General features: G+C 40.1%; 25 protein-coding genes. 16 read left to right on the top strand and 9 right to left on the bottom strand.

The features are described from left to right. The first annotated feature begins 203 nt into the window (after positions 1-203). From cps2T to radC, 6 genes are read left to right on the top strand one after another with little or no spacing between them, the layout of a single operon-like run. Positions 204-1,352 (top strand): beta 1-4 rhamnosyltransferase Cps2T, encoded by a 1,149-nt coding sequence (cps2T, locus tag H7U04_RS06670; RefSeq protein WP_060971825.1) that lies wholly within the window; start codon positions 204-206, stop codon positions 1,350-1,352. Then, positions 1,349-2,287 (top strand): glycosyltransferase family 2 protein, encoded by a 939-nt coding sequence (locus tag H7U04_RS06665; RefSeq protein ID WP_049554132.1) that lies wholly within the window; start codon positions 1,349-1,351, stop codon positions 2,285-2,287. The genes cps2T and H7U04_RS06665 overlap by 4 nt, the downstream gene beginning before the upstream one ends. Next, the gene (locus tag H7U04_RS06660; protein ID WP_049554133.1) at positions 2,288-3,094 is read left to right on the top strand and encodes an ABC transporter permease; all 807 of its coding nucleotides are present in this window, start codon (positions 2,288-2,290) and stop codon (positions 3,092-3,094) included. Further along, on the top strand, positions 3,094-4,296 hold the full coding sequence (locus H7U04_RS06655) for a polysaccharide ABC transporter ATP-binding protein (RefSeq protein ID WP_060971826.1): 1,203 nt from the start codon (positions 3,094-3,096) through the stop codon (positions 4,294-4,296). The genes H7U04_RS06660 and H7U04_RS06655 overlap by 1 nt, the downstream gene beginning before the upstream one ends. Further along, the gene (locus H7U04_RS06650) at positions 4,297-5,940 is read left to right on the top strand and encodes a rhamnan synthesis F family protein (protein WP_049554135.1); all 1,644 of its coding nucleotides are present in this window, start codon (positions 4,297-4,299) and stop codon (positions 5,938-5,940) included. Positions 5,941-5,983: 43 nt separating this feature from the next. After that, positions 5,984-6,670 carry a RadC family protein gene (gene radC, locus H7U04_RS06645; RefSeq protein WP_049554136.1) on the top strand — a complete coding sequence of 229 codons (687 nt, stop codon included), beginning with the start codon at positions 5,984-5,986 and terminating at the stop codon, positions 6,668-6,670. A 56-nt stretch (positions 6,671-6,726) separates the two neighbouring features. Here the strand turns inward: radC and H7U04_RS06640 are convergent, their stop codons facing one another. The 6 genes from H7U04_RS06640 to H7U04_RS06615 form a co-directional block, all read right to left on the bottom strand. Then, entirely contained in the window at positions 6,727-7,422 is a 696-nt protein-coding gene (locus tag H7U04_RS06640) for a gamma-glutamyl-gamma-aminobutyrate hydrolase family protein (protein ID WP_014634832.1), read from the bottom strand. Continuing rightward, positions 7,415-8,074, bottom strand: a complete 660-nt coding sequence (locus H7U04_RS06635) for a redox-sensing transcriptional repressor Rex (RefSeq protein ID WP_014632810.1) — start codon at positions 8,072-8,074, stop codon at positions 7,415-7,417. Before H7U04_RS06635 ends, H7U04_RS06640 begins: the two co-directional genes overlap by 8 nt. 141 nt (positions 8,075-8,215) lie before the next feature. Next, entirely contained in the window at positions 8,216-8,563 is a 348-nt protein-coding gene (locus H7U04_RS06630) for a DUF1831 domain-containing protein (protein WP_002884733.1), read from the bottom strand. A gap of 1 nt (position 8,564) precedes the next feature. Continuing rightward, positions 8,565-9,677 carry a cysteine desulfurase family protein gene (locus tag H7U04_RS06625; protein ID WP_060971829.1) on the bottom strand — a complete coding sequence of 371 codons (1,113 nt, stop codon included), beginning with the start codon at positions 9,675-9,677 and terminating at the stop codon, positions 8,565-8,567. 3 nt (positions 9,678-9,680) lie between these two features. Then, complete coding sequence (locus H7U04_RS06620) at positions 9,681-10,652, bottom strand: ribose-phosphate diphosphokinase (RefSeq protein WP_002886837.1); 972 nt, start codon at positions 10,650-10,652, stop codon at positions 9,681-9,683. A gap of 273 nt (positions 10,653-10,925) precedes the next feature. Then, the gene (locus tag H7U04_RS06615; protein ID WP_002886838.1) at positions 10,926-11,501 is read right to left on the bottom strand and encodes a CYTH domain-containing protein; all 576 of its coding nucleotides are present in this window, start codon (positions 11,499-11,501) and stop codon (positions 10,926-10,928) included. Positions 11,502-11,596: 95 nt separating this feature from the next. On the opposite strand from H7U04_RS06615, the gene H7U04_RS06610 reads away from it, so the two are divergent. From H7U04_RS06610 to H7U04_RS06565, 10 genes are all read left to right on the top strand, one after another. Further along, a complete protein-coding gene (locus tag H7U04_RS06610) occupies positions 11,597-12,271 on the top strand; it encodes a GTP pyrophosphokinase family protein (protein ID WP_014634828.1) in 675 nt (224 codons plus the stop codon). Further along, the gene (locus H7U04_RS06605) at positions 12,243-13,079 is read left to right on the top strand and encodes an NAD kinase (protein ID WP_002884507.1); all 837 of its coding nucleotides are present in this window, start codon (positions 12,243-12,245) and stop codon (positions 13,077-13,079) included. The genes H7U04_RS06610 and H7U04_RS06605 overlap by 29 nt, the downstream gene beginning before the upstream one ends. After that, on the top strand, positions 13,076-13,972 hold the full coding sequence (locus tag H7U04_RS06600) for an RluA family pseudouridine synthase (protein WP_060971830.1): 897 nt from the start codon (positions 13,076-13,078) through the stop codon (positions 13,970-13,972). Before H7U04_RS06605 ends, H7U04_RS06600 begins: the two co-directional genes overlap by 4 nt. 15 nt (positions 13,973-13,987) lie before the next feature. Continuing rightward, on the top strand, positions 13,988-14,971 hold the full coding sequence (gene pta, locus H7U04_RS06595; RefSeq protein WP_060971831.1) for a phosphate acetyltransferase: 984 nt from the start codon (positions 13,988-13,990) through the stop codon (positions 14,969-14,971). A 236-nt stretch (positions 14,972-15,207) separates the two neighbouring features. Beyond that, positions 15,208-17,178 (top strand): peptide ABC transporter substrate-binding protein, encoded by a 1,971-nt coding sequence (locus H7U04_RS06590; RefSeq protein WP_060971832.1) that lies wholly within the window; start codon positions 15,208-15,210, stop codon positions 17,176-17,178. 180 nt (positions 17,179-17,358) lie between these two features. Beyond that, positions 17,359-19,329 carry a peptide ABC transporter substrate-binding protein gene (locus H7U04_RS06585; RefSeq protein WP_060971833.1) on the top strand — a complete coding sequence of 657 codons (1,971 nt, stop codon included), beginning with the start codon at positions 17,359-17,361 and terminating at the stop codon, positions 19,327-19,329. A 60-nt stretch (positions 19,330-19,389) separates the two neighbouring features. Beyond that, positions 19,390-20,883: an ABC transporter permease gene (locus tag H7U04_RS06580; RefSeq protein WP_060971834.1), complete on the top strand. Its 1,494-nt coding sequence runs from the start codon at positions 19,390-19,392 to the stop codon at positions 20,881-20,883. Further along, on the top strand, positions 20,883-21,809 hold the full coding sequence (gene oppC, locus H7U04_RS06575) for an oligopeptide ABC transporter permease OppC (RefSeq protein WP_022496729.1): 927 nt from the start codon (positions 20,883-20,885) through the stop codon (positions 21,807-21,809). Before H7U04_RS06580 ends, oppC begins: the two co-directional genes overlap by 1 nt. A 9-nt stretch (positions 21,810-21,818) precedes the next feature. Further along, entirely contained in the window at positions 21,819-22,904 is a 1,086-nt protein-coding gene (locus H7U04_RS06570) for an ABC transporter ATP-binding protein (RefSeq protein ID WP_013990226.1), read from the top strand. Further along, positions 22,897-23,826: an ATP-binding cassette domain-containing protein gene (locus H7U04_RS06565; RefSeq protein WP_064519003.1), complete on the top strand. Its 930-nt coding sequence runs from the start codon at positions 22,897-22,899 to the stop codon at positions 23,824-23,826. The genes H7U04_RS06570 and H7U04_RS06565 overlap by 8 nt, the downstream gene beginning before the upstream one ends. 51 nt (positions 23,827-23,877) lie before the next feature. On the opposite strand, the gene H7U04_RS06560 is transcribed toward H7U04_RS06565, so the two are convergent. The 3 genes from H7U04_RS06560 to H7U04_RS06550 are packed head-to-tail and all read right to left on the bottom strand — an operon-like array spanning position 23,878 to position 25,755. Continuing rightward, on the bottom strand, positions 23,878-24,663 hold the full coding sequence (locus H7U04_RS06560) for a hypothetical protein (RefSeq protein WP_045772228.1): 786 nt from the start codon (positions 24,661-24,663) through the stop codon (positions 23,878-23,880). 11 nt (positions 24,664-24,674) lie between these two features. After that, positions 24,675-25,373, bottom strand: a complete 699-nt coding sequence (locus H7U04_RS06555; RefSeq protein WP_064519005.1) for an ABC transporter ATP-binding protein — start codon at positions 25,371-25,373, stop codon at positions 24,675-24,677. Between the two features lie 4 nt (positions 25,374-25,377). After that, the gene (locus H7U04_RS06550) at positions 25,378-25,755 is read right to left on the bottom strand and encodes a GntR family transcriptional regulator (RefSeq protein ID WP_002884206.1); all 378 of its coding nucleotides are present in this window, start codon (positions 25,753-25,755) and stop codon (positions 25,378-25,380) included. Positions 25,756-25,857 lie beyond the last annotated feature (102 nt).

The raw sequence follows: 25,857 nt of genomic DNA, 5'->3' as shown, positions 1-25,857 counted from the left end.
ATCTTCATAAGTCAATTTCATAATAAAAACACCCCAAAAGTTAGATTTTTTCTGTCTAACTTTTGGGGTGCAGTTCATTTTCGAAGGGCCTTTTTGCTTTACTCTTTCTGTCCAATCATGCAAAATACCTTCCAAAATGGTATAATAAAAGCTACTATGTATAATTCTGTGTATTTGAGAGATGTGACGAATGGAGGTAAACTTTGAAGGATATTTTTATCATAGGTAGTAGAGGTTTGCCTGCTCAATATGGTGGTTTCGAGACATTTGTTGAAAAATTGATTTCTCATAAGGTATCACCTGCTATACGTTATCACGTGGCTTGCTTATCTGACGAAAGTACTGGCAACCATTTTGACTATAAGGGTGCGGATTGTTTTACGGTCAATCCTCCAAAGCTAGGTCCTGCGCGTGTCATAGCTTACGATATGATGGCTATCAATTATAGCTTGAAACTTATTAAAAAAGAGGGAATTCAATCCCCAATTTTCTATATTTTAGGAAACACCATTGGTGCCTTCATTGTTCATTTTGCCAAGAAAATTCAGTCCGTTGGTGGGATTTTGCTAGTCAATCCTGACGGTTTGGAATGGAAACGTGCTAAGTGGTCTAAACCTGTTCAAAGCTATCTCAAATACTCTGAAAAAGAGATGACAAAGTATGCGAACTTAATTATTTCTGATAACCGAGGTATTGAGACCTATATTCAAAATACCTATCCGTGGGCTAGCACGACTTTCATTGCTTATGGAACTGATTTATCTAAGACGACTTTGACTACTGAGGATGACCCTGTTCGAGATTGGTATCAGAAATGGCAGACTCAAGAAAAAGATTACTATTTGATATTGGGTCGATTTGTTCCTGAAAACAATTACGAAACTGCGATTCGTGAATTTATGAAGTCCTCTACAGAGCGTGATCTTGTTATTATCTGTAATCATGAAGGAAATGCTTACTTTGATGAACTACGACAGATTACAGGATTTGATAAAGATAAACGTGTGAAGTTTGTGGGTACTGTCTATGATCAGGATTTGCTTAAGTATATTCGCAACCAAGCCTTTGCTTATATTCATGGACACGAAGTAGGTGGAACGAATCCGGGCTTATTAGAGGCCTTGGCTCAAACGGACCTCAACCTTATCTATAATGTAGACTTTAACCATCAGGTTGCTCAAGAGACTGCCTTGTATTGGAATAAAGAGGATGGGAATTTGTCTCAGCTTATCGATTCTGTAGATGGTCAAGTGTCATTTGAGGACTTGGGAAATGCTGCTAAAGCAAATATGAAAGAAAATTACACCTGGGAAAAAATCGTGGGTGAATACGAGGAGCTATTTTTATCATGAAAGTAACTATTCTCATGTCTACTTATAATGGCGAGAATTTTTTAGCAGAGCAAATAGAGAGTATTCAGCAACAGACTTATACGGATTGGACCTTGTTAATTCGTGATGATGGATCTAAAGATAAAACGAGAGAGATTATCAAACGTTTCGCTTTACAAGATGATCGCATTACTTTTATCAATCCTGATCAAACTGAAAATTTAGGTGTAATAAAGAGTTTCTTTACGCTTTTGAAGTATCAAGAATCTGACTACTATCTTTTCTCGGACCAGGATGATACTTGGTTACCTGAGAAGCTATCTCTTCAGCTTGAGGAAGCGAGTAGATACCCATCTGATAAACCACTTTTGGTATACACGGATTTAAAGGTTGTGAACCAAGATTTAGAGGTGCTTCATGAGAGTATGATTCGTACTCAATCTGACCATGCTAATACTAAGTTGGTTCAAGAAATGACAGAAAACACCGTTACTGGAGGTGTGTCGCTAATTAATCATGCTCTAGCCGAATTATGGACTGGCGAGGAACCTAATGAGCTTCTGATGCATGACTGGTATTTAGGTTTGCTTGCTTCAGCATTTGGTCATCTGGTCTATATTGATCAGCCAACAGAGCTTTACCGTCAGCACGCAGATAATGTTTTAGGTGCTAGAACTCTTCGGAAACGTATGCAGAATTGGATTCGACCTCAGACTTTATTTAATAAATACTGGAAGTTGATCAAGGCTAGTCAGAGTCAGGCAGAAAACCTTCTTTCTTTGCCACTGGATACTAAAAGTAGGGAGTTGGTTGAAAACTTTGTGACTATTATGGATCAAGGGTTAAGAGAGCGTTATCATCGTTTGAAAACATATGGTTATCGTAAAAACAGGGCTTTTCATACCTTTGTATTTACGAGTTTGATTTTGACAAAATTCATGTATAAGGAGGACTAAATGAATTTCTTTAGTCAGAAAAATAGGATTTTACTTAAGGAACTGATTAAAACGGATTTTAAATTGCGTTATCAAGGTTCTTTCATTGGTTATCTTTGGTCTATTTTGAAACCTTTGATGATGTTTACAATTATGTACCTTGTCTTTGTTCGTTTCTTGAGATTTGATGATGGGACACCACACTATGCAGTAGGCTTGCTTTTGGCTATGATCTTTTGGGGCTTCTTTACAGAGGCTACCAATATGGGGATGCTTTCCATTGTTTCACGAGGGGATCTCTTACGTAAGCTTAACTTTCCAAAGCAAACAATCGTTATCTCATCTGTGCTAGGAGCAGCGATTAATTTCTTGATTAACCTAGTGGTTGTTTTCGTATTTGCCTTGATTAACCATGTTCCGATTGGTTTCAATACTTTGGTTATCATTCCTCTCTTTATTGAGGTGCTATTGATGGCAATGGGAGTTGCTTTTATTCTATCAGCACTCTTTGTTAAATACCGTGATATTGGTCCAGTTTGGGAAGTAGTACTTCAAGCTGGTATGTATGCGAGCCCAATTATCTATTCCATCACTTACCTTCTTCAAAGAAATCAAGAGTTTGTTGCAAAGATTATGATGCTTAATCCGATTGCCCAGATTTTACAGGATATGCGTCATTTTATCATTGACCCAGTTAACCCAAGAGGATGGGATATTATTAACAATAAGTTGATTGCTTTTGTTCCTTATGCGATTCCTGTAGTGATTTTTATCATTGGTTTCCTTGTCTTTAATCGAAATGCGAAACGATTTGCGGAGATTCTATAATGTCAAATAATATTGCTGTAAAAGTAGATCATGTAAGTAAGTATTTTAAATTACCAACTGAGGCGAGTCAGAGTTTGAGAACGACTCTAGTCAATCGCTTTAAAGGAATTAAAGGGTATACTGAACAACATGTCTTAAAAGATATTTCATTTGAAGTTGAAAAGGGTGATTTCTATGGAATTGTTGGACGTAATGGTTCTGGTAAATCAACACTTCTAAAAATTATTTCTGAGATTTATGTCCCAGAAAAAGGTAAGGTTACCATTGATGGTAAGCTGGTATCTTTCATTGAGCTTGGGGTTGGGTTTAATCCGGAATTAACTGGTCGTGAGAATGTCTATATGAATGGTGCCATGCTTGGTTTTTCAACAGAAGAAGTAGATGCCATGTATGATGACATTGTAGACTTTGCTGAACTTCATGATTTCATGAATCAAAAGTTGAAGAACTACTCAAGTGGTATGCAGGTTCGTCTAGCCTTTTCAGTTGCTATCAAGGCTCAAGGTGATATTCTTATCTTGGATGAAGTCTTAGCCGTAGGTGACGAGGCCTTCCAACGTAAGTGTAATGACTATTTCATGGAACGTAAGCAATCTGGAAAGACAACTATCTTAGTTACCCATGACATGTCAGCAGTTAAAAAATACTGTAATAAAGCAGTTTTAATTGAACATGGTTTAGTCAAAGTTGTAGGTGACCCAGATGAAGTTGCTAACCAATATAGCTTTGATAATGCTGCTGGTCAAAAGGTTTCAAACGATGACGTTGTTGTTGAAAATCCTAAAATCACTGATTTACAAGTAAAACTCTTGAATGATAATATTATCAGTCCTGATCAAGATATTTCATTTGAGATTTCATATGATGTCAATGAGGATATTGAGACCTATATTGCCTTTTCATTGACAGATATTGACCGTGGTATCTGGATTTATAATGACAATTCCATGGACAATAAAACGAGTGGTTCTGGAAGAAAAACACTCACATATAAATGTAGTCTTGCCCATCTTAATAACATTAAGCTTAAGCTTCAGGTTTCTGTTCGAGATAAGGACGATCAGATGATTGCTTTTGCTGATTCAGATAACTCACCAGTTATTCTCTTGAATCGAACTGATATTGAAGATGATGATAAGTCTGCTAAAGATTCTGCAACTGGTATGGTTCAGAGAAATGGAAAATGGGAGATTCAAGAATAAATGAAACGTCTCTTATTGTATGTTCATTATAATAAGTACGACGAATTAAGTGGTCATGTGCTCTACCAATTGGAGCAACTTCGACCACTTTTTTCTAAACTTATTGTGATTTCAAATAGTCAACTAACGGAATCGGCAACATTAACTCTCAAAGAGCTTGGCATAGATGAAGTTATCCAGAGAGAGAATCTGGGCTTTGATTTTGCAGCTTGGAGAGATGGTATGGCTCATGTTGGATTCGAACATTTAACAGACTTCGATTCGGTTACACTCATGAATGATACTTGCTTTGGTCCTCTTTGGGATTTGTCTAACATAGTTGAAGGATTTGAACAACGACAGAATGTTGATTTTTGGGGGATGACGAATTTTAGAAAGACCAAATATTTCGATGAGCATCTGCAAAGTTATTTTATATCTTTCAAAAAACATGTTGTCGATTCAGAAACCTTTCAACAATTTTGGACTTCTATAAAGACTTTTACCGATGTTCAAGATGTTATTGATAATTATGAAACTAGGGTTACTAGTGTTCTTCTTGAGGCGGGGTATCGTTATGATGCTGTCTTTAATACTATTGATGCAGAGGCAGAAGACTTAATTCACCCTGATTTTTCTTACTATAGACCGATAAGTACACTTGAACATAAGGTACCGTTCATTAAACTAAAAGCATTTACTGACAATGAAAAAAAGGGAAGACTACTTTTAGACTATATTACTAAGCTATCGGCATATCCAGTAGCACTAATTAAGTCCCATCTTAACAGCTACCATTCGCCAGATAGCTTAGTCATTTTAGATGAAAAAATCATCGAACCCTCATTTCATTCGGTAAGTGGGAAAGGCTATCATTCGGCTATCCATGTACATATTAGTGACCTTGAGAGACTAAAAGTTTTCTCTGATAAAAAGTTATCTGCCTTTTATTATTTCACTTTATCAAGCCATTTGGATAAAAATATCGTTGAGAACACCTTATTAAATAGCTTTGATAAAGATAGATTTCAGCTAGTCTCTCAAAGATTTGATAATCATTACCATGCCTTAGTATCCTTGGCATCTCAGCTTAGCGAGTATGACTTTGTTGGGCATTTTCACACAGAAGACTTTGGAAATGAGGGCAAACTTGTTGATGAAACTACAAGACATGCTCTAGTGGATATGCTTTCAGATGAAGAGAAGGTAGTATCAATCTTTGATCATTTTCCAGAGGTTGGACTTGTTTTTGCTGATTTGTCAAAAGAACTTTATTGGACCGATGCAATTGGTGCCTTAAATCAAGAACAGACAGTTAAATTAACTAACGAATGTCAAAAAGTAATCAATCATTCGCTTCATGTTTTTCAAGGTTTTATGTGGCTGTCAAAAGATTTTCTGGAAAACATTATTCTAAAGGATGAGCATATTTTCTATGACTTTGACGAAAATACTCTCCCTTATCTTTTCTATCGAAAAGCCTGGGATGTAGGAATTGATTATCGTATTATTACTTCAGAGGAAATATCTTTTGCAGAACGGTATAAGATTCATCTTATTGAAATGTCACAGGTGGCAGAACCACTGACCTTAAAGAGTAAATTTTCAGCATATCGAAAAGCCTTGTTAAAGAAGTTAGGTTTAAAAAAATCTTCAGCTGTTTAACTTCCCCTCCCACTTACGAATAGGTAAGTAGGAGGTTTTTCTTATGTATAGTATTGTATCTGAGGAGGCGGGGCTTTTGCCTCGTGAGCGACTCTTGCAGAAGGGAGCAGAGGTTTTATCGGACCAGGAGCTGTTGGCGATAGTGCTGCGGACAGGGACCAAGTCTGAGTCGGTCTTATCTATGGCCAATCGTATTTTGAAAGGGATGACGAGTTTGGCGGATTTGTCTCGTTTGTCCTTGAATGAGCTTCAGGAGATTCCTGGTATTGGGCGTGTGAAGTCTATTGAGCTCAAGGCTATGGTGGAGTTGGCTAAGCGGATTGAGAAGGCTGAGTTGTCTCGTTCTGAGCAGATTATGTCCAGTCAGCAGGTGGCTCGTCGTATGATGTTGGATATTGGGGACAAGCCTCAGGAGCATCTGGTGGCTATCTATTTGGATACGCAGAACCGTATTATTCAGCAAAAGACGGTTTTTATTGGTGGGGTCCGTCGTTCGATTGCTGAGCCACGTGAGATTTTACATTATGCCTGTCATCTGATGGCAACGTCTTTGATTGTGGTTCACAATCATCCTTCGGGGGAAGCCTATCCTAGTCGTAATGATATTGATTTTACTCAAAAGATTAAGCGGTCCTGTGATGACTTAGGGATTTGTCTGCTTGATCATCTGATTGTTGGCAAATCGACCTATTATTCCTTTCGTGAGGAGAGGGAGGATTTTGAGCTTTAGATTGAGCCGATGGAATAAAGACAAGAAAAAGCAACTGAGTGCAGTCTCAGTTGCTTTTAAAGTTCGTTAACGACGTATTCAAAGAGTTTGAGGTCTTCTTCACGTTTGTCTAGGAGAAGCTCTGGGTGCCACTGTACACCAAGAAAGCGAAGGTCTGGACTATTTGACTCAACAGCTTCGACTGTGTTGTCCTCAGGATCACGCGCAATGACACGAAGGTCAGAGGCCAAGTGTTTGATACTTTGATGGTGGAAGGAGTTGATAGAGGTTTCACTTCCGTAGATTTCTGCCAACTTACTGTTCTCATCAACAATCATCTCATGGTAGAGGTAATCAGATGGCTTGTCCTGCCAGTGATGCTCAATATCTTGATGGAGGCTACCACCTAGTGCGACATTCATGAGTTGGGTACCGCGACAGATTGAAAAGATGGGTTTCTTCTGCTTAGTGGCTTCCTCGATGAGTGCCATTTCAAAGATATCCCGTTCGAGGAAGAAGTCATCTTCACTGGCATGGTTCTCTTCGTTGTAGAATTTAGGGTCAACGTTTTGCCCACCGATCAGGATAAGCTTATCAATCATGGAGATGTAGGTCTTGGCTTCCGAAGGATCGGATACTGGTAGTAGGATTGCTAGGCCACCGGCTCTTTGAACTCCTTCTACAAAGCCAGATGGGGCATAGGACCAGTTGATGTCTTCATGGGCTGGATTAGGCCTTACATTGGCAGTGATTCCGATAATTGGTTTAGTCATTGTTTCTCCTTGATTTTTCTTCTTCTTTCATGAAATAGAGTAGGGTTTGTAGTTCGCTAGTCAAGTCTACATATTGGACCACCACATGGCGTGGAAGATTGAGGTTAACTGGAGAGAAGCAGAGAATGCCTTCAATTCCGGCATCAACCAAAAGATCAGCCACCTCCTGAGCCTTAATTGATGGCACTGTCAGGATGGCTGTTTTGATATCTTCTTGGGCAATCTTGTCCTTAATCTGGGAAATACCATAGATAGGAATCTTGTCCTCGGTTTGAGTTCCAACCAATTCATTATCATCTGTATCAAAAGCCATGACCAGCTGCATGCGGTTACGCTCTTGAAAACGGTAGTGGAGGAGGGCACGCCCAACATTCCCAACACCTACGAGGAGTACCTTGGTAGTCGCATTGTCATTTAGGAGTTCAGCGAAAAATGTCATCAGCTTGTTTACGTCATAACCAAAACCACGGCGACCTAGCTCACCAAAATAGGAGAAGTCACGACGAACAGTAGCAGGGTCAATCCCAATCGCTTCAGCAATTTGTTTAGAGCTTGCTTTATCGATATTTTCACGATGGAATCGTTTGAAAATACGATAGTAGAGAGAGAGACGTTTGGCAGTGGCGTTTGGGATGTTTTTCTCAAATGTCATTGATCGCTTTCCTTTCTTTAATTAGTATGATTCTCCTATATTTTAAGAAAAGTTTGTGAAGATTGCAACAAAATAGTGTAGATGAGGCGATATAAAAAACCTATCACATGGATAGGCTATTTCTATGTAGTAAGAAAAAACTTAGACTTCTTCTTGCTCGAAAACGTTACGATCAACCAAACTCTGCATCAAGAAGTAGAATTTTTCTTGCAAGATGTGATGATCTTCATTTTTAAAGATATTAACGTTACGAAGGCCAGATTTGTCTGTGATAGACAATTTGAAGCCTGTCAAGTCTTTGTTAATAGTGATTTTGAGTGGGAAACCTTCGCCTGAGTTAGGTACTTTTTCGAGAAGGCGGTGCAACTCGTAGTTTCCGATTTTATTTTGCACAAAAGTCGTATCACGTAGAGTGAATTTTTTGACATTAGGACTGATGGTGTAACGGTACTTACAGTCAGTCAAATGAATGCTTTTTTCAAATGCCATGTTAGTCTCCTATGATTTGATTAAGTTTTTCTGCTAGGGCCTGGAGTTCTTCAGCGGTATTTTCCTCTGATAAACTAATGCGAATGGCTGTTTTTAGCTTGTCAGAATCCTTGCCATAGAGGGCCTGGATGACATGACTTGGATCAACAGTTCCAGCAGTACAAGCAGAACCCGTTGAGACAGCAAAGCCTGCTAGGTCTAACAAGGTTAAGAGAGGGCCGTTTTCCTTATCAGGAAAACTGATGTTGATGACGTGAGGTAGGCTAGGTCCTCCACCATTGATTTCATAAGGAATGGTAAGGGAATCTAGAAAGGCCTGACGAATCTTTTCAACATGCTGGTAATTGTCTTGGTAGTGGTCGCTAGCTTGTTTGTAAGCTGCGGTCATACCTGCAATCCCGACCAGGTTTTCAGTACTGGCACGGCGTTTTTCTTCTTGCTCACCACCGTGAAGTAGGTTGTCAAAATGCAAATCGTTATGGTAGAGCAAGCCGACACCTTTAGGTCCGTGGAATTTATGGGCACTAATAGAGAGAAAATCGGCTCCAAGTTCCTCTGGGTGAATAGGAAGCTTTCCTGCTACCTGAACGGCATCGACGTGAAAGGCAGCTTGGTGATTGGCAAGCAAGTCACCAATTTCCTTAATAGGAAGTAATTGGCCAGTCTCATTATTGGCATACATAACAGAAACTAGAATGGTATCGTCACGTAAGGCATCAGCGATTTGTTGGGCAGTAATGACTTGATTTTTTGGTTGAATATAGGTTACTTCAAAACCAAAACGCTCTTCCAAGTAGGCCATGGTGTGAAGGACAGAGTGGTGTTCAATAGCAGTTGTAATCAGGTGCTTACCTTTAGATTGATTGGCTAGGGCGTAACCTTTGATAGCTGTATTGTTTCCTTCAGTCCCACCAGAAGTGAAAATAAGCTTACGAGCAGGGACTTCAAAGTATTTGGCCATTTCTTCACGGGCTTCACGAAGTTCCTTAGAAGCCTGTCGACCGTAAGCATGGAGGCTGGATGGATTTCCAAAGGTTTCAGTCATGACATGTGTCATAGCTGAAATAGCAGCAGTATTTAAAGGAGTTGTTGCTGCATTGTCCAAATAAACCATAGCTTAGTCCTCGTTTGCAGTGTAAGCAAAGAGTGGGCTAAGTGGTTGACGTTCGAAAATACGAGTAGTAGCGTTAGCGATTAGCTTACTTGCTGAAATGTATTTAACGTTTGTAGGAACTTTTTCTTTAGTTGCAACTGAATCTGTCACCAAGATTTCTTTAATTGGGGCAGCGTTGAGGACTTCTGCAGCACCTCCTGCAAAGAGACCGTGACTAGCTACTGCATAGATGTCTTTAACGCCACCACGTTCAAGGATTTTAGCAGCTTCAGCAAACGTTTTACCAGTATTAAGGATATCATCAACCAAGATTGCTGTTTTTCCTTCAACCTCACCGATGATGTAGCCTTCTTCACGTTCTGAATCATCTTGGGCGTAGTCAATGATAGCGATTGGTGCATCAAGGTAGTCCGCCAAGCTACGAGCACGTTTAACACCCGAGTTTTTAGGGCTAACAACGACAACATCACTTCCTGTGAATCCTTTTTTGTTGTAGTATTCAGCAAACAAAGGCATTGTGAAGAGGTTATCTACTGGGATATCGAAGAATCCTTGAACTTGGACAGCGTGAAGGTCAAGCGTCAAGAGACGATTGACACCAGCTTTAACTAGCATATTGGCAATCAATTTAGCAGTGATTGGTTCACGTGACGCAGCGATACGGTCTTGACGTGCATAACCAAAGTAAGGCATAACAACGTTGACAGAGTTAGCACTGGCACGTTTGCAGGCATCAATCATGATGAGCAATTCCCAAAGGTGGTCGTTAACAGGGTTGCTAGTAGATTGGATGATATAGATATCGTCCCCACGAACAGACTCTTCAATGTTGATCATGATTTCACCGTCAGAAAATTGACGTGAAGATACTTTACCAAGTGGCAATCCAGTAGCCTCAGCAATTTTTTCAGCAATTTCTGGGTTTGAGCTGAGCGAGAACAATTTCAATTGTGGGTTTGCTTTTTGATGTACCATGACGATGGTGACTCCTTTAAAAAAATAAGATGCTAAGCCCAGTTAGGGCTATTGTAATAAAACTACAGATAGTTCTATTTTAGCAAAAAGAAGCAGAAATTTCAGCCTTCAAAGTGTGATATTAGTGAAAAATACCGAACCTTTGTTAGATAAAATTCCTTTGTATGCGTTTTTAGAGAAATCTATTATCCTCTGAAGTTCTAAATACTTGTGGTATTTGAAGCTGCATGTGTTTAAAATAAAAAAACAAGGAGCCAACTCCTTGTCTAAATTTTAGTCTTTGTCTCGTTTGAGGGTAGCTACAAAGCGTGCAACCTTACTCTTGGCGTACTTAAAGTCAATGTTATTTTCTTTAAGAAAGGCATCAAAGTCGTCTTTACCTTTCTCAGCATCCGAAACTTCTAGTTCAAGCTCGTAATCTTTCTTATCAGCATAGACATTGACATCAAGAGCCATGAGGCCGATGTTGGTCTGGTACTCGCGACGAGTTGTGGTCAAATGTCCGAGGATGGTTAGGTCCTCTAGTTTAACCCCACGTTCTAAAAGAATGGATTTGATTTGACAATCAGGAAAGTCCAGCGACTTAGTCAAAGCCTTAGCATCCGCACAATCCATGGTAACGTTGTACTCCATGTTCCCGACTTTTTCAGGGATTTTCAAGGTCAGCTCACCATGAGTGGGAAGTGTCCTAATACGCAAAGACAACTTTTTATTTCTCATGTCACTCTGAGGAGTGTCGATGTAGTAGTTTGTTTGCGTAACAGGTGTCACATGGGAGAAAAGCATCGCTAAACGATTGTACTCGTCTTTGGTGAGTAGAGTCTTGTACTCTATCTCTAAATGGTTCATGTGTGTCCTCCCTTGTGCTTTCAAATGTGGTATAATATAACAGATTGTATTTATTTTATAAAAAACTAAAGCTTTTGACAAGGAGGAGTCCTATCTTGACCATGGATTGGGAAGAATTTCTAGACCCCTATATTCAGGCCGTAGGTGAGCTCAAAATCAAGCTCCGAGGCATTCGTAAACAATTTCGTAAGCAAAATCGTCACTCGCCCATTGAGTTTGTGACGGGACGTGTGAAGTCAGTGGCTTCCATTGAAGAGAAGATCGCCCTTCGTGGCCTTTCGATTGAAAATTTGGCTCAAGATATGCAGGATATCGCTGGTCTCCGAGTCATGGTCCAATTTGTCGATGATGTGGATGAGGTTTTGGCTTTGCTTCGTCATCGTAGTGATATGACTATTGTTTCAGAGCGAGACTATATCAGAAACCGTAAAAATTCGGGTTATCGCTCTTATCATGTTATTATCTCTTATCCCGTTGACACCATTGATGGTCGTAAGGAGATTCTTGCAGAGATTCAGATTAGGACTTTGGCCATGAACTTTTGGGCCACCATTGAACATTCCCTTAATTACAAGTATCAGGGGAATTTTCCTGAGGAGATTAAACTTCGCTTGGAAACTACGGCCCGCATGGCTTATGAGCTTGACGAAGAAATGCGGAAGATACGTGATGATATTAGAGAAGCCCAGTTGCTTTTTGATCCAATTAATAGAACTTTGAAGGATAGTGTAGGAAATAGTGATGACACAGATGAAGACCTCTTCGGATGAGATGAAGGTAGCTATTATTGCCAATGGCAAACCCCAAAGTAGGCGTGTTGCCTCGAAACTTTTTAATGCCTTTCGAGATGATCCTGATTTTTATTTGACCAAGAAAAACCCAGATGTGGTCATCTCAATTGGTGGTGATGGCATGTTGCTATCGGCCTTTCATATGTATGAAAAAGAGCTTGCGCGTGTGCGTTTTGTAGGGATTCACACGGGTCATCTAGGCTTTTATACGGATTATTTGGATAGTGAAGTGGATCAATTAATCGAGACGCTTCGAAAAGATAGTGGTGCAAAGATTTCTTACCCTCTTTTGAATGTCAAATTGACCCTGGCTGATGGTCGTTCTTTTACGTCGATTGCCCTCAATGAAGCAGCCATCAAGCGTAATGAGAAAACCATGGCAGCAGATGTTTGCCTTAATGATGTCTTGTTTGAGAGCTTCCGTGGTGACGGGCTGTCGGTGTCAACGCCTACAGGATCAACGGCCTACAATAAATCCTTGGGTGGTGCGGTCCTTCATCCCACCATTGAAGCCTTGCAACTGACTGAGATTGCCAGTCTTAATAATCGTGTTTATCGTACCCTAGGAAGTCCCCTTATTGTACCTAAGCATGAGAAGATTACGGTTTATCCTACCCGAATGGGAAGCTACACTCTATCCGTTGATAATAAAACCTATACCAACCGTAATGTGAAAAAGGTAGAATTCTCAATTGACCAACGTAAGATTTCCTTTGTGGCTAGTGCCAGCCATACAAGTTTCTGGGAACGTGTACGTGATTCCTTTATTGGAGACATGGAAGAATGAGATATGAGTTTACAGTAGGGCGTTCTTGTCGGGTTAAGACCTTTTTGAAGGAGCACGATATTTCTAAAGGGCTACTGGCCAAGATTAAGTTTGAGGGCGGTCATATTTGGGTCAATGGTGAGGAGCAGTTTGCGACTTATCCTGTCCATGAAGGAGATGTGGTTGCCATTGAAATCCCTGATGAGGCACCGCACGAGACCTTGAAACCTATCCCTTTTGACTTGGATATTGTCTATGAGGATGATAACTTCTTGGTGATCAATAAACCTTATGGCTATGCCAGTATTCCAAGTGTTAACCATGATAATACCATGGCTAATTTCGTTAAACATCACTTCGTTAGCAACAATTATCCTAACCAGCGTGTGCATATTGTGACACGTCTGGATAAGGACACGTCTGGTCTCATGCTGTTTGCTAAGCATGGTTATGCCCACGCGCGTATGGATAAACAGTTGCAGCAGAAGTCTATTAAGAAGCATTACTATGCCTTGGTTGAAGGTGATACAAAACTTGAGGAGCAGGGTGAAATCATTGCACCGATTGCGCGTGATGTAGATTCTATTATTACACGTCGGGTTCATAAATCGGGGAAATATGCCCACACTAGCTATCGCTTGGTAGCTGATTATGGTAGGGTTAAACTGGTTGATATCAATCTTCATACCGGACGTACGCACCAGATTCGTGTGCACTTTGCCCACCTAGGTTTGCCTCTTTTGGGAGACGACCTTTATGGCGGGTCCCTAGACTATGGTATTAAGCGTCAAGCCTTGCATTGTCACCGTCTTGCATTTGTTGATCCTTTCACCAAAAAAGAGATGGTCCATGCATCTTCCTTGACAGATGATTTTGAAATCGTTATCATGAATTTACAAACTAAAAAAGATTGATTGAGGAATTTTTTTATGCGTAGTCTATTTGGTGAACTTCGTGAACATATTTTAGGGAAAGGTGTTAAGATTGTTTTCCCTGAGGGTAACGACGACCGTGTGGTTCGTGCAGCAGCCCGTTTGAAATTTGAAGGATTGGTTGATCCTATTATTTTGGGAGACCCAGCAGAGGTTCACAAAATCTTGAACGATCTTGGTTTTGCAGACTTTAACTATACAATTGTTAATCCTGAAACCTATGAAGATTTCGAGGAAATGAAGGAAAAATTTGTTGAAATCCGTAAAGGGAAAGCGACAATGGAAGATGCGGAAAAGTTGCTTCATGATGTCAACTATTTCGGTGTTATGCTAGTTAAACTTGGTCTTGCTGATGGGATGGTTTCAGGTGCTATTCACTCAACAGCGGATACGGTACGTCCGGCCCTTCAAATTATCAAAACAAAACCTGGTATTTCTCGTACATCAGGTGTCTTCCTTATGAACCGTGAAAATACCGATCATCGCTTGATGTTTGCTGACTGTGCTATCAATATTGAACCAAATGCTCAAGAGTTGGCAGAAATTGCAATTAATACTGCTGAAACAGCTCAAGTTTTTGGTATTGATCCTAAAGTGGCCATGCTTAGCTTCTCAACAAAAGGTTCTGCTAAATCGCCAAAAGTTGACAGGGTTGTTCAAGCAACAAATATTGCTAAAGAAATGCGTCCTGACTTGGCTATTGATGGGGAGTTGCAGTTCGATGCAGCATTTGTTCCAGCAACAGCAGCTATTAAGGCTCCAGATAGTGACGTAGCAGGACATGCTAATGTCTTTGTCTTCCCTGGCTTGCAAGCAGGTAACATTGGATATAAGATTGCCCAACGTTTGGGAATGTTCGAAGCTATCGGACCAATCTTACAAGGTCTTAATAAACCTGTTAACGACCTTTCTCGTGGGGCTAGTGCTGAAGATATTTACAATTTGGCGATTATTACAGCTGCTCAAGCTCTTAATAGCTAATTTTAACTTAGAAACAGAGGTTTAACCAAGGTGTTAGGCCTTTTTGTTTTATGCATGACTGGTGATTAAAAATAAATCGATTAAAGTAGCTAGAAATCCAGAAAACACAAGGGACTGCTGAATTTTTCGTATTTCATCAGGTGCAATAATTGTGCAAAATAGTCTGATAATGACTCCTTTTCTTGATTATTTATGCTATAATGAAAGAGTAAAATTTTATTTTTTGGAGAAATCTTATGAAAAAAAGCAAATGGTTAGCCCTTGCGGGTGTGGCACTCCTCAGTGTAGGTGCCTTAGCGGCTTGTTCTTCTAAGTCAAGTACTAGTGGAACGACTTATGGTTATGTTTATAATTCAGATCCAGAATCATTGGATTACATCACTTCAAATACAGGACCTACTAAGACAGCTGTGACAAACGGTGTAGATGGTCTTATGGAAGCAGATAAATATGGAAATCTTGTCCCTTCAGTAGCTGAAGATTGGTCTGTCTCTCAAGATGGTCTGACTTATACTTATAAAATCCGTAAGGGTGTTAAATGGTACACTTCAGATGGTGAAGAGTATGCTGATGTGACTGCTAAGGACTTTGTGACTGGTCTTAAGCATGCGGCTGATTCCAAAGCTGGAGCCCTCTATTTGGTACAAGATTCTATTGCAGGCTTGTCTGACTACCTCTCTGGTGCCAATAAAGATTTCTCAAATGTAGGTGTCAAAGCAATCGACGATCACACATTGCAATATACCCTTAAAAAACCAGAACCATACTGGAATTCTAAGACAACCTATGGTTTGCTCTTCCCGGTTAACGAAGACTTTCTTAAGAATAAAGGAAAAGATTTTGGTAAGTCAACAGACCCAACCTCTATCCTTTATAACGGTCCTTTCCTTCTTAAATCTTTGACAGCTAAATCATCTATCGAGTTGACTAAGAATGAGAATTATTGGGATAAGAAGAACGTGCATTTCGACGCTATCAAATTGTCATATTATGATGGTTCTGACCAGGAGGCTCAAGAGCGTAGCTTCTCAGATGGTGCTCTCAGCATTGCACGTGTCTTCCCTATGAGCTCTAACTATGCGTCAGTAGAAAAGAAATATAAAGATAATATTTATTACACAGCACCAGGTGCGTCTACAGCAGCTATTGGTGTGAATATTGATCGTCAAAGCTATAAATTCTCAGCTAAGAAGACAGATGCTGAAAAGACATCAACTAAGAAGGCTCTTCTAAACAAAGACTTCCGTCAATCAATCAACTTCGCTATTGATCGTACAGCTTATCAATCTCAAGTAAATGGTAAAGATGGGGCAGCTCTTGCTCTACGTAACCTCTTTGTTCCTTCTGATTTTGTCAGTGCAGGTGATAAGACCTTCGGTGACCTTGTGACAGACAAGATGAGCACTTACGGTGATGAATGGTCTGGTGTCAATTTTGCGGATGGTCAAGATGGTCTCTACAATGCGGAAAAAGCTAAGACTGAGTTTGCCAAAGCCAAAGAAGCTCTTCAAGGTGAAGGTGTTCAATTCCCAATTCACTTGGACCTTCCAGTTGATCAAAGTTCTAAACTTAATGTTGCTCAAGCTCAATCATTGAAACAAACGATTGAAAAATCATTGGGCAGTGAAAATGTCGTTATCGATATCAACCAGTTGTCATCTGATGATATGCAAAATGCAACCCTTAATGCGGCAAATGCGGCAGCAGAAGACTGGGATATTTCAAACGGTGTGGTTTGGGGTCCAGACTATCAAGATCCATCAACTTACCTTGATATCTTTAAGACAACTTCAAGTGAAAATACCAAGACTTTCATGGGTTATGATGATCCAAACAATGCGGCCGCAGCTCAAGTAGGTCTTAAAGATTATGATGCCTTGCTTGATTCAGCAGCTTCAGAAACAACAGACCTCAACGCTCGTTACGATCGCTATGCCCAAGCTCAAGCATGGTTGGAAGATAGCTCGCTTGTCATTCCATTGACTGTTGGTAACGGTGCAGCACCAGTTATTTCACGCTTGACACCATTTACGGGTGCTAGCATGCAAGTGGGTGATAAGAACTCATCAGACTACTTCAAATATGTGAAACCACAAGAAAAAGTAGTTACTAAGAAAGAATATGAACAAAGTCGTGAAAAATGGCTTAAAGAAAAGAAAGCATCTAACGAAAAAGCTCAAAAAGATCTTGAGAAACACGTTAAATAATATTCTTGAGAAAAAGGCAGTTAGCCTTTTTCTTTTGTCCAAAAAGGGCTAATCCATAGTGTTCGTAAGGGGTAAAATTGTGAGAAAGTCAGTATAAGACAAAATATTCTGAAAATTGTACTCATCTTATTTTTTATGGTATAATGTAGGCATATAAAAAAGATTTTTTGGAGAATGCTTATGAAAAAAAGTAAATGGTTGGCCCTTGCGGGTGTTTCCCTTCTAAGTGTTGGGGTTTTAGTGGCTTGCTCATCAAAATCAAACACTTCAAGCAATACTTATAACTATATTTATACTGCTGATCCTGAGACATTGGATTACCTTATTTCCAATAAAGGTTCAACGACTGACGCTGTGACAAATGGTGTCGATGGCCTTTTGGAAAACGATAAATATGGTAACTTGGTACCTTCTATTGCCAAGGACTGGACTGTTTCAGCTGATGGTTTGACTTATACTTACAAACTTCGTAAAGGAGTTAAATGGTATACTTCAGACGGTGAAGAGTATGCAGAAGTAACAGCTAAAGACTTCGTAACAGGTCTTAAGCATGCTGCTGATAAAAAGACAGAGTCAATTTACTTGGCAAAAGATTCTGTAGTAGGTCTTGCTGATTATTTCAATGGTACTGATAAAGACTTCTCTAAAGTTGGCGTTAAAGCACTTGATGATTACACTCTTCAGTACACACTTAAACAACCAGAACCTTACTGGAATTCTAAGATGACTTATTCTCTCTTCTGGCCTGTAAATGAAGAGTTCCTTAAGTCAAAAGGGGATAGCTTTGGTAAATCAACAGATCCATCATCTATCCTTTATAATGGTCCATACATCCTTAAGTCGTTGACAGCTAAATCATCTATTGAGTTGGCTAAAAATGAAAACTACTGGGATAAGAAAAATGTCCACTTCGATGGCATTAAACTTTCTTTCTATGATGCATCAGACCAAGAATCGCTTGTTCGTAATTTCACTGATGGCGCTTATAGCCAAGCACGTCTATATCCAACAAGCTCAAACTTTAATTCAGTAGAAAAACAATATAAAGATAATATCTTCTATACACAACCATCTGCAGATATTGGTGGGGTTGGTGTTAATATTGACCGTCAGTCTTACAACCATACATCTAAGAAGACTGATGCTGAAAAAGATTCAACTAAGAAAGCTCTTCTTAACAAGGATTTCCGTCAATCAGTTAACTTTGCTATTGACCGTACAGCTTATTCAGCACAACTTAATGGTGAAAAAGGTGCAGCACTTGCTGTTCGTAACCTTCTTGTGAAACCTGATTTTGTTTATGCTGGTGACAAGTCATTCGGTGATTTGGTAACTGAAAAGATGCCTTCATATGGTGACGAGTGGTCAGGTGTTAACCTTAAAGACAGCCAAGATGGTCTCTTCAACGCTGATAAGGCTAAGACTGAATTTAATAAAGCTAAGGAAGCTCTCCAAGCACAAGGTGTTCAATTCCCAATTCACTTGGACCTTCCAGTTGACCAAGCTGCAAAACCAACTGTAGCACGTGCACAATCTTTGAAACAATCTGTTGAAAAGACACTCGGAAAAGAAAATGTGGTTGTAGACGTTCATCAAATGTCTCAAGATGATCTTCTTAACAGTACTTTGTATGCAGCTAACGCAGCAGCAGAAGACTGGGATATCAATATTTCAGTTGCTTGGGCACCTGACTACGAAGACCCATCAACATTCCTTGATATCTTCAAGACAACAGCTAGTGAGAACACAAAAACTTACATGGGATTCGACGATCCTAACAATGCAGCAGCAGCTCAAGTAGGTCTTAAAGACTTTGATGCTTTGGTTGATAATGCAGCTAAAGAAACAAGCGACCTCAACGTACGTTATGAACGTTATGCAGAGGCACAAGCTTGGTTGGAAGATAGCTCACTCTTCATGCCACTTATGGTTAACAAGGGTGCTGCTCCAATGGTAGCTCGTTTGACACCATTCTCAGGTGCTTACTCTCAAGTGGGACCTAAGGGTTCTGACAGATACTTTAAGTACCTTGAGCCTCAAAAAGATGTTGTCACTAAGAAAAACTATGATAAAGCCCGTGAAAGCTGGCTTAAAGAAAAGTCTAAGTCCAACGAAAAAGCTCAAAAAGACCTTGAGAAACACGTTAAATAAAAGGACGATGGAACTTTCTCATTAGATTGGGAAAGTTCTTTTGGAATTAAAGGAAGAGACATGAAAAAATACATTTTATTGAGAACCCTCCGTTCTCTATTGTCAATATTTGTCGTGACGGCCTTGACCTACACGATTATCTATACCATGGTGCCGAGGCGTCTGATTTTCAGACAGGACCCTAACTACAACAAGATTGCTAAGACAGCTGATTCTAAGGCTAACTATGAAAATACAATCTATGAACGTATGGGTTACATTGATTACTATGACACCAAGGAGTTGCAGGAGAAAGCTAGCTCCCTTGATAAGTCGGTAACCACTAAGCCAACAAAAGAAAATAAAGCTATTTACCAAAAATATGTGGATAGTTTAGGACATGGCTGGCGTTTGCATCAATTCAAGCAAAGTAAACAATTCTATGCAACACGTGATGTGCCAGTGCTTGAACGTGTGTTTGGCTTCTATACGCACCTCTTTGAATTTGACAATACTGGATGGGTTAAAGATAAAACAAATCCAAACTTGAAGCGTTACATCCGTATTGAAAATGATCCAGCTATCGGTTGGTCAGTTGTCGGTTCAGGAACTAAGCATAAATATTTGCTTTACTTTAACGGTCAGTTCCCATTTGTTCACCAAAACTTTGTGAAGATGAACCTTGGTACCTCTTATCCAACTTATGCTGAGCAAGGTGTTCTTGATGTTATTACGCAAGGCCAAGGGCAAACACAAAGCTCTGAGGTCAACTTCCCTACTGGTAAGAAGATATCTTCAGTAGATATCTACTCTCGTACTTATAAATCACCAAGTCAGGCTGATGCGAGAGATCGTTCTTACTATGGAAATGACCCATACACAGCTACCAAGAGTCGCTACCAATACCCATCAATGGTGACAAGTTCTGCTATTGCAGGTTTGATTGGTTTGGTCTTGTCTTATGCCTTGGCAATTCCATTGGGATCATACATGGCACGCTTTAAAAACACACTCTTTGATAGTGTGTCAACAGGTGTCTTGACTTTCTTGCTTTCACTACCAACCATCGCCTTGGTTTATATCATCCGTTTGATTGGTTCTGAGATTGGTCTTCCAGACTCCTTCCCTATCTTGGGTGCAGGTGACTGGCGTTCATACGTCTTGCCATCTGTTATTCTCGGTCTCTTGTCAACACCAGGTCTTGCTATTTGGATTCGTCGTTATATGATTGACTTGCAATCACAAGACTTCGTTCGTTTTGCACGTGCCAAAGGGTTGTCAGAACAAGAAATTTCGAATAAACACATTTTCAAAAATGCTATGGTTTCCTTGGTTTCAGGGATCCCAGCATCTATCGTTAGTGTTATCACAGGGGCAACCTTGACAGAAACAATCTTTGCCTACCCTGGTATGGGTAAAATGTTGATTGACTCTGTCCGTGCTTCAAATAACGCTATGGTTGTGGGTCTTGTATTTATTTTCACAGCCCTCACCATCTTCTCATTGCTTGTGGGTGATATCCTTATGACTATGATTGACCCACGTATCAAATTGACATCTAAAGGAGGTAAATAATGGCTTCAATTGATAAAAGTAAGTTCCAATTTGTAAAGCGCGATGATTTTGCCTCTGAAACAATTGATGCGCCGGCCTATTCATACTGGAAATCGGTGATGCGTCAGTTCTTCAAGAAAAAGTCAACAACTGTCATGTTGGGAATCTTGATTGCTATCATTTTGATGAGCTTTATCTACCCAATGTTTTCAAAATTTGACTTTAATGACGTGTCTAAGGTTAATGACTTTAGTGTACGTTATGTGCATCCAAATGCTCAATACTGGTTCGGTACGGACAGTAATGGTAAGTCTCTCTTTGACAGTGTTTGGTTTGGAGCTCGTAATTCTATCCTTATTGCTGTTATCGCTACCTTCATTAACGTTGTTATTGGTTTAGTCGTTGGTGCTGTTTGGGGGATTTCTAAGACCTTTGATATGATTATGATGGAAATCTACAACATCATCTCAAACATTCCTGCCCTCCTTGTCGTTATCGTCTTGACTTACTCATTGGGTGCAGGTTTCTGGAACATGATTTTTGCCATGACTGTCACAGGTTGGATTGGTATTGCTTATACTATCCGTATTCAAATCATGCGTTACCGTGATTTGGAGTACAACTTGGCTTCTCGTACTTTGGGAACACCAACTCCTAAGATTGTGGTTAAAAATATCATGCCACAACTTGTATCAGTTATCGTGACTATGGCTAGTCAGCTCTTGCCAGGATTTATCTCTTACGAAGCCTTCCTTTCTTACTTTGGTTTGGGGCTTCCTGTTACAACGCCTAGTCTTGGTCGTTTGATTTCAGACTATGCACAGAACGTTACAGTCAATGCTTATCTCTTCTGGATTCCATTGACTACCTTGATCCTCGTTTCCCTCTCTCTCTTTATTGTCGGTCAAAACTTGGCGGATGCCAGTGACCCACGTACGCATAGATAGGAGTCCAATATGACAGAAAATAAAAATGTAATATTATCGGCTCGCGATATCGTCGTGGAATTTGACGTTCGTGACCGTGTTTTGACAGCCATTCGAGGAGTTTCCCTTGATCTGGTTGAAGGTGAAGTTTTAGCCTTGGTTGGTGAGTCTGGTTCAGGTAAATCAGTTTTGACTAAGACTTTCACAGGGATGCTTGAAGAAAATGGTCGTGTAGCTAGCGGTTCTATTGATTATCGTGGCCAAGATTTGACCAAACTTAAGAGTCACCAAGATTGGGCACCTATTCGTGGAGCTAAGATCGCGACTATCTTCCAAGATCCTATGACCAGTCTTGACCCAATTAAGACTATCGGTAGCCAAATTGTTGAAGTCATTGTCAAACACCAAGGAAAATCAGCTAAAGAAGCTAAAAAAATGGCCATTGATTACATGGACAAGGTTGGTATTCCTGATGCTGAAAAACGTTTCAACGAATATCCTTTCCAATACTCTGGTGGGATGCGTCAACGTATCGTCATTGCCATTGCCTTGGCTTGTCGTCCTGATGTCCTTATCTGTGACGAGCCAACAACTGCCCTTGACGTAACCATTCAAGCTCAAATCATTGACCTCTTGAAATCACTTAAAGAAGAGTACGGTTTCTCAGTGATTTTCATTACCCATGACCTTGGTGTGGTAGCAAGTATCGCTGACAAGGTTGCTGTTATGTATGCTGGTGAAATCATCGAGTACGCAACTGTTGAGGAAATTTTCTATGAGCCTTGTCACCCATACACTTGGAGCTTGCTTTCAAGCTTGCCACAGTTGGCTGACGATAAGGGTGAGCTTTTCTCTATTCCAGGGACACCACCATCACTTTATACACCAGTTGTTGGAGATGCCTTTGCCTTGCGTTCAGACTATGCCATGCAAATTGACTTCGAGGAAAAAGCACCACAATTCCAAGTTTCAGATACTCACTGGGCTAAGACCTGGCTCTTACATGAGGATGCACCAAAAGTTGAAAAACCTGAGGTTATCCAAAATCTACATGAAAAAATCCGTACTAATATGGGATTTGCACATTTAGGAGATGAGGAGGAAGGCAATGCCTGAGAAGTTAGTTGAAGTAAAAGATGTGGAGATTTCCTTCGGTGAAGGAAGCAAGAAATTCGTTGCTGTCCACAATGCTAATTTTTTCATCAACAAGGGTGAAACCTTTTCCCTCGTTGGTGAGTCTGGTAGTGGTAAAACCACTATCGGGCGTGCCATTATTGGTCTAAATGATACAAGTAATGGTGAGATTATTTTTGACGGTAAGAAAATCAATGGACACTTATCTCACTCTGAGAAAAACGACCTTATCCGTCGTATTCAGATGATTTTCCAAGACCCTGCGGCTAGTTTGAATGAACGTGCAACGGTTGATTACATCTTGTCAGAAGGTTTGTATAACTTCCATCTCTATAAAGATGAGGAAGATCGTAAAGCCAAAATCAAGAAAATCATCAAAGAAGTGGGGCTTCTTGAGGAACACTTGACACGTTACCCTCACGAATTTTCTGGGGGACAACGTCAACGTATCGGGATTGCACGTTCCTTGGTTATGCAACCTGACTTGGTTATCGCTGATGAACCAATCTCAGCCCTTGACGTGTCAGTCCGTGCCCAAGTTTTGAACCTGCTTAAGAAATTCCAAAAAGAGTTGGGATTGACTTACCTCTTTATCGCTCACGACTTGTCAGTGGTCCGTTTCATTTCTGACCGTATCGCTGTTATTTACAAGGGGACAATCGTGGAAGTTGCTGAGACAGAAGAACTCTACAACAATCCTATCCACCCTTACACCAAGTCACTCTTGTCTGCTGTTCCTATTCCAGACCCAATCTTGGAACGTAAGAAAGTCTTGAAGGTTTATGATCCAAACCAACACGACTATTCTGTTGATAAACCAGAGATGGTTGAAGTACGTCCAGGACACTTCGTTTGGGGTAACAAGGCCGAGATTGAGACTTATCGTAAAGAACAAAGTAAATAAGTCTTTTCAATGCAAAAAAAAATCGTGTTCCAAAAGGAACACGGTTTTTCTTTAGTCCAAATTTAAGCGTTTGGTCATGATATAGTAGGTACCAAAGTAACTTGCCGCGATGAGAATGAGAGACTGAACTAGACTAATGATATATGACGAGTTATTAATTGCAGTATATGTTGCATCTCCGGTCAAGGCTGCACCGAGTCCAAAGAAGAAACCAATAAAGAATAGGATAGCCTGAATGGCGAAAAAGGCGACAAATCCCATAAGAACTTTGTTAGTGTTGAAGAGGTTTCCGATACTAATACAGAGGTAATAGAAAAGGATACCAGCAATCATTGACAAGATTGTAGAAGGGATGAATAGGTAGAAAGCGCCTATCTCTTTTAGGATTTGGCCAAAGTAGCTGGTAGCTAGGAGGATATCTTTCATATCAAGGCAGAAAGCAGCTATAATTCCAATCGAAAGAAGTATAACGAGTGATGAAATGATATCTAAAATAAAGGCTACCAAGAGTTTAGACAAGATTAATTGGTGGGCAGAAACTGGGAGCGTATTGGTTAGATAGCCTTCTCTTCCAAAGACAGTCTTTGCAAAGCGTCTAATAATAAGGACTATTGTCGCTATATAAATAGTTCCCCAAACAATAATAGTGGCAAAAACCATCAGTGTGAAGAAAGCAAAAAAGAGTAGACTAGGTTCTTGGTGGCTCTGTTCAGTTACAAAAATAAATTTTTGAAGCATTAAACCCAAGGGGATTGAGAGTAGGATGGCAATACCATAGATGCCGAGATACCATTTACGGACCGATTGTAATTCATACTTAACTAATTTCCAAAACATGCTCATACCTCCTAGTTGTGGAACATCTCTCTAAAGAGTTTGTCGATTGATTTGCCATGGGCTTGACGAATATTATCAGCGTCCCCTTGAAGTTCAATCTGACCGTATTTTAAGAAGATAACTTCATCTAGGACGGATTCAATGTCTGCAATCAAATGAGTTGAAATGATAACAGAAGCATCTTCAGAGTATTGGTTGATGATGGTTTTAAGGATGTAGTCACGTGACGCAGGATCGACCCCACCGATAGGTTCATCAAGGAGATAGAGTTTAGCCTCACGACTCATAACCAAAATCAACTGAACTTTTTCTTTGTTACCTTTTGAAAGGTCTTTAAGGCGCAAATCAGGCTGGAGCTTTAAATCCTGCAAGAGTTGCAAGGCAAGAGGATAGCGGAAGTCAGCATAGAAATCTTGGAAGAAGTCCAAGTAGTATTGGATAGTCTTACTCTCATCTAAATAAGTTGTATCAGGTAGATATGCTACTTGAGCTTTGGTGATAGGTGATGGCTGAAATCCATTAATAGTTACTAAACCAGAAGTTGGTTGAAGGAGGCCATTCAAAATCTTGATGAGAGTTGTTTTACCACTACCGTTTGGTCCTAAGAGACCAATGATTTTACCAGACGGGATGGACATGGTTACATCTCTAAGGGCTGGAATACCATTATAGGTCTTGGTGAGATTTGTTAGAGTTACAATATCAGTCATCGGTCTATAAGTCCTTTCCTGTTTGTTCGATGTAGTCAGTAATGATGGCTTTGATTTCAGGTGAGCTAAAACCAATGGCTGCCATCTCAGTGACAAAGTTTTTCATGAGACTTTGGGCAATCTCATGTCGTTTTTGATCAATAAGTTTTTCATCTTCAGTAACAAAGCGACCAGAGGTACGGGCAGAATAGACCAGCCCCTCTTTTTCAAGTTCTTGGAAGGCTCTTTGTACGGTGTTGGGATTGACCCCGGCTTCCTGAGCAAATTCCCTTACAGGTAGGAGTTGTTGTCCCATACTCAATTCCTTGGAAGCTATCTTCAGTTTGACGCGATAGGCGATTTGGAGATAGATTGGCGATTTTTCATCAAATGTCCAAGCCATAAGAGACTCCTTTCTAAAAGTATAATAGTATTATTCTTGTACTATCGTAATGATACAACTAAAATGATGAATTTGCAAGTAAAATACCATATTTTCTCTAAT

The sequence above is a fragment of the Streptococcus sp. 22.1 genome, from assembly GCF_016648645.1.
Classification (GTDB): domain Bacteria; phylum Bacillota; class Bacilli; order Lactobacillales; family Streptococcaceae; genus Streptococcus.
The sequence above is the reverse complement of the archived record's forward strand: the minus strand, read 5'-3'. Positions and strand labels throughout refer to the sequence as shown.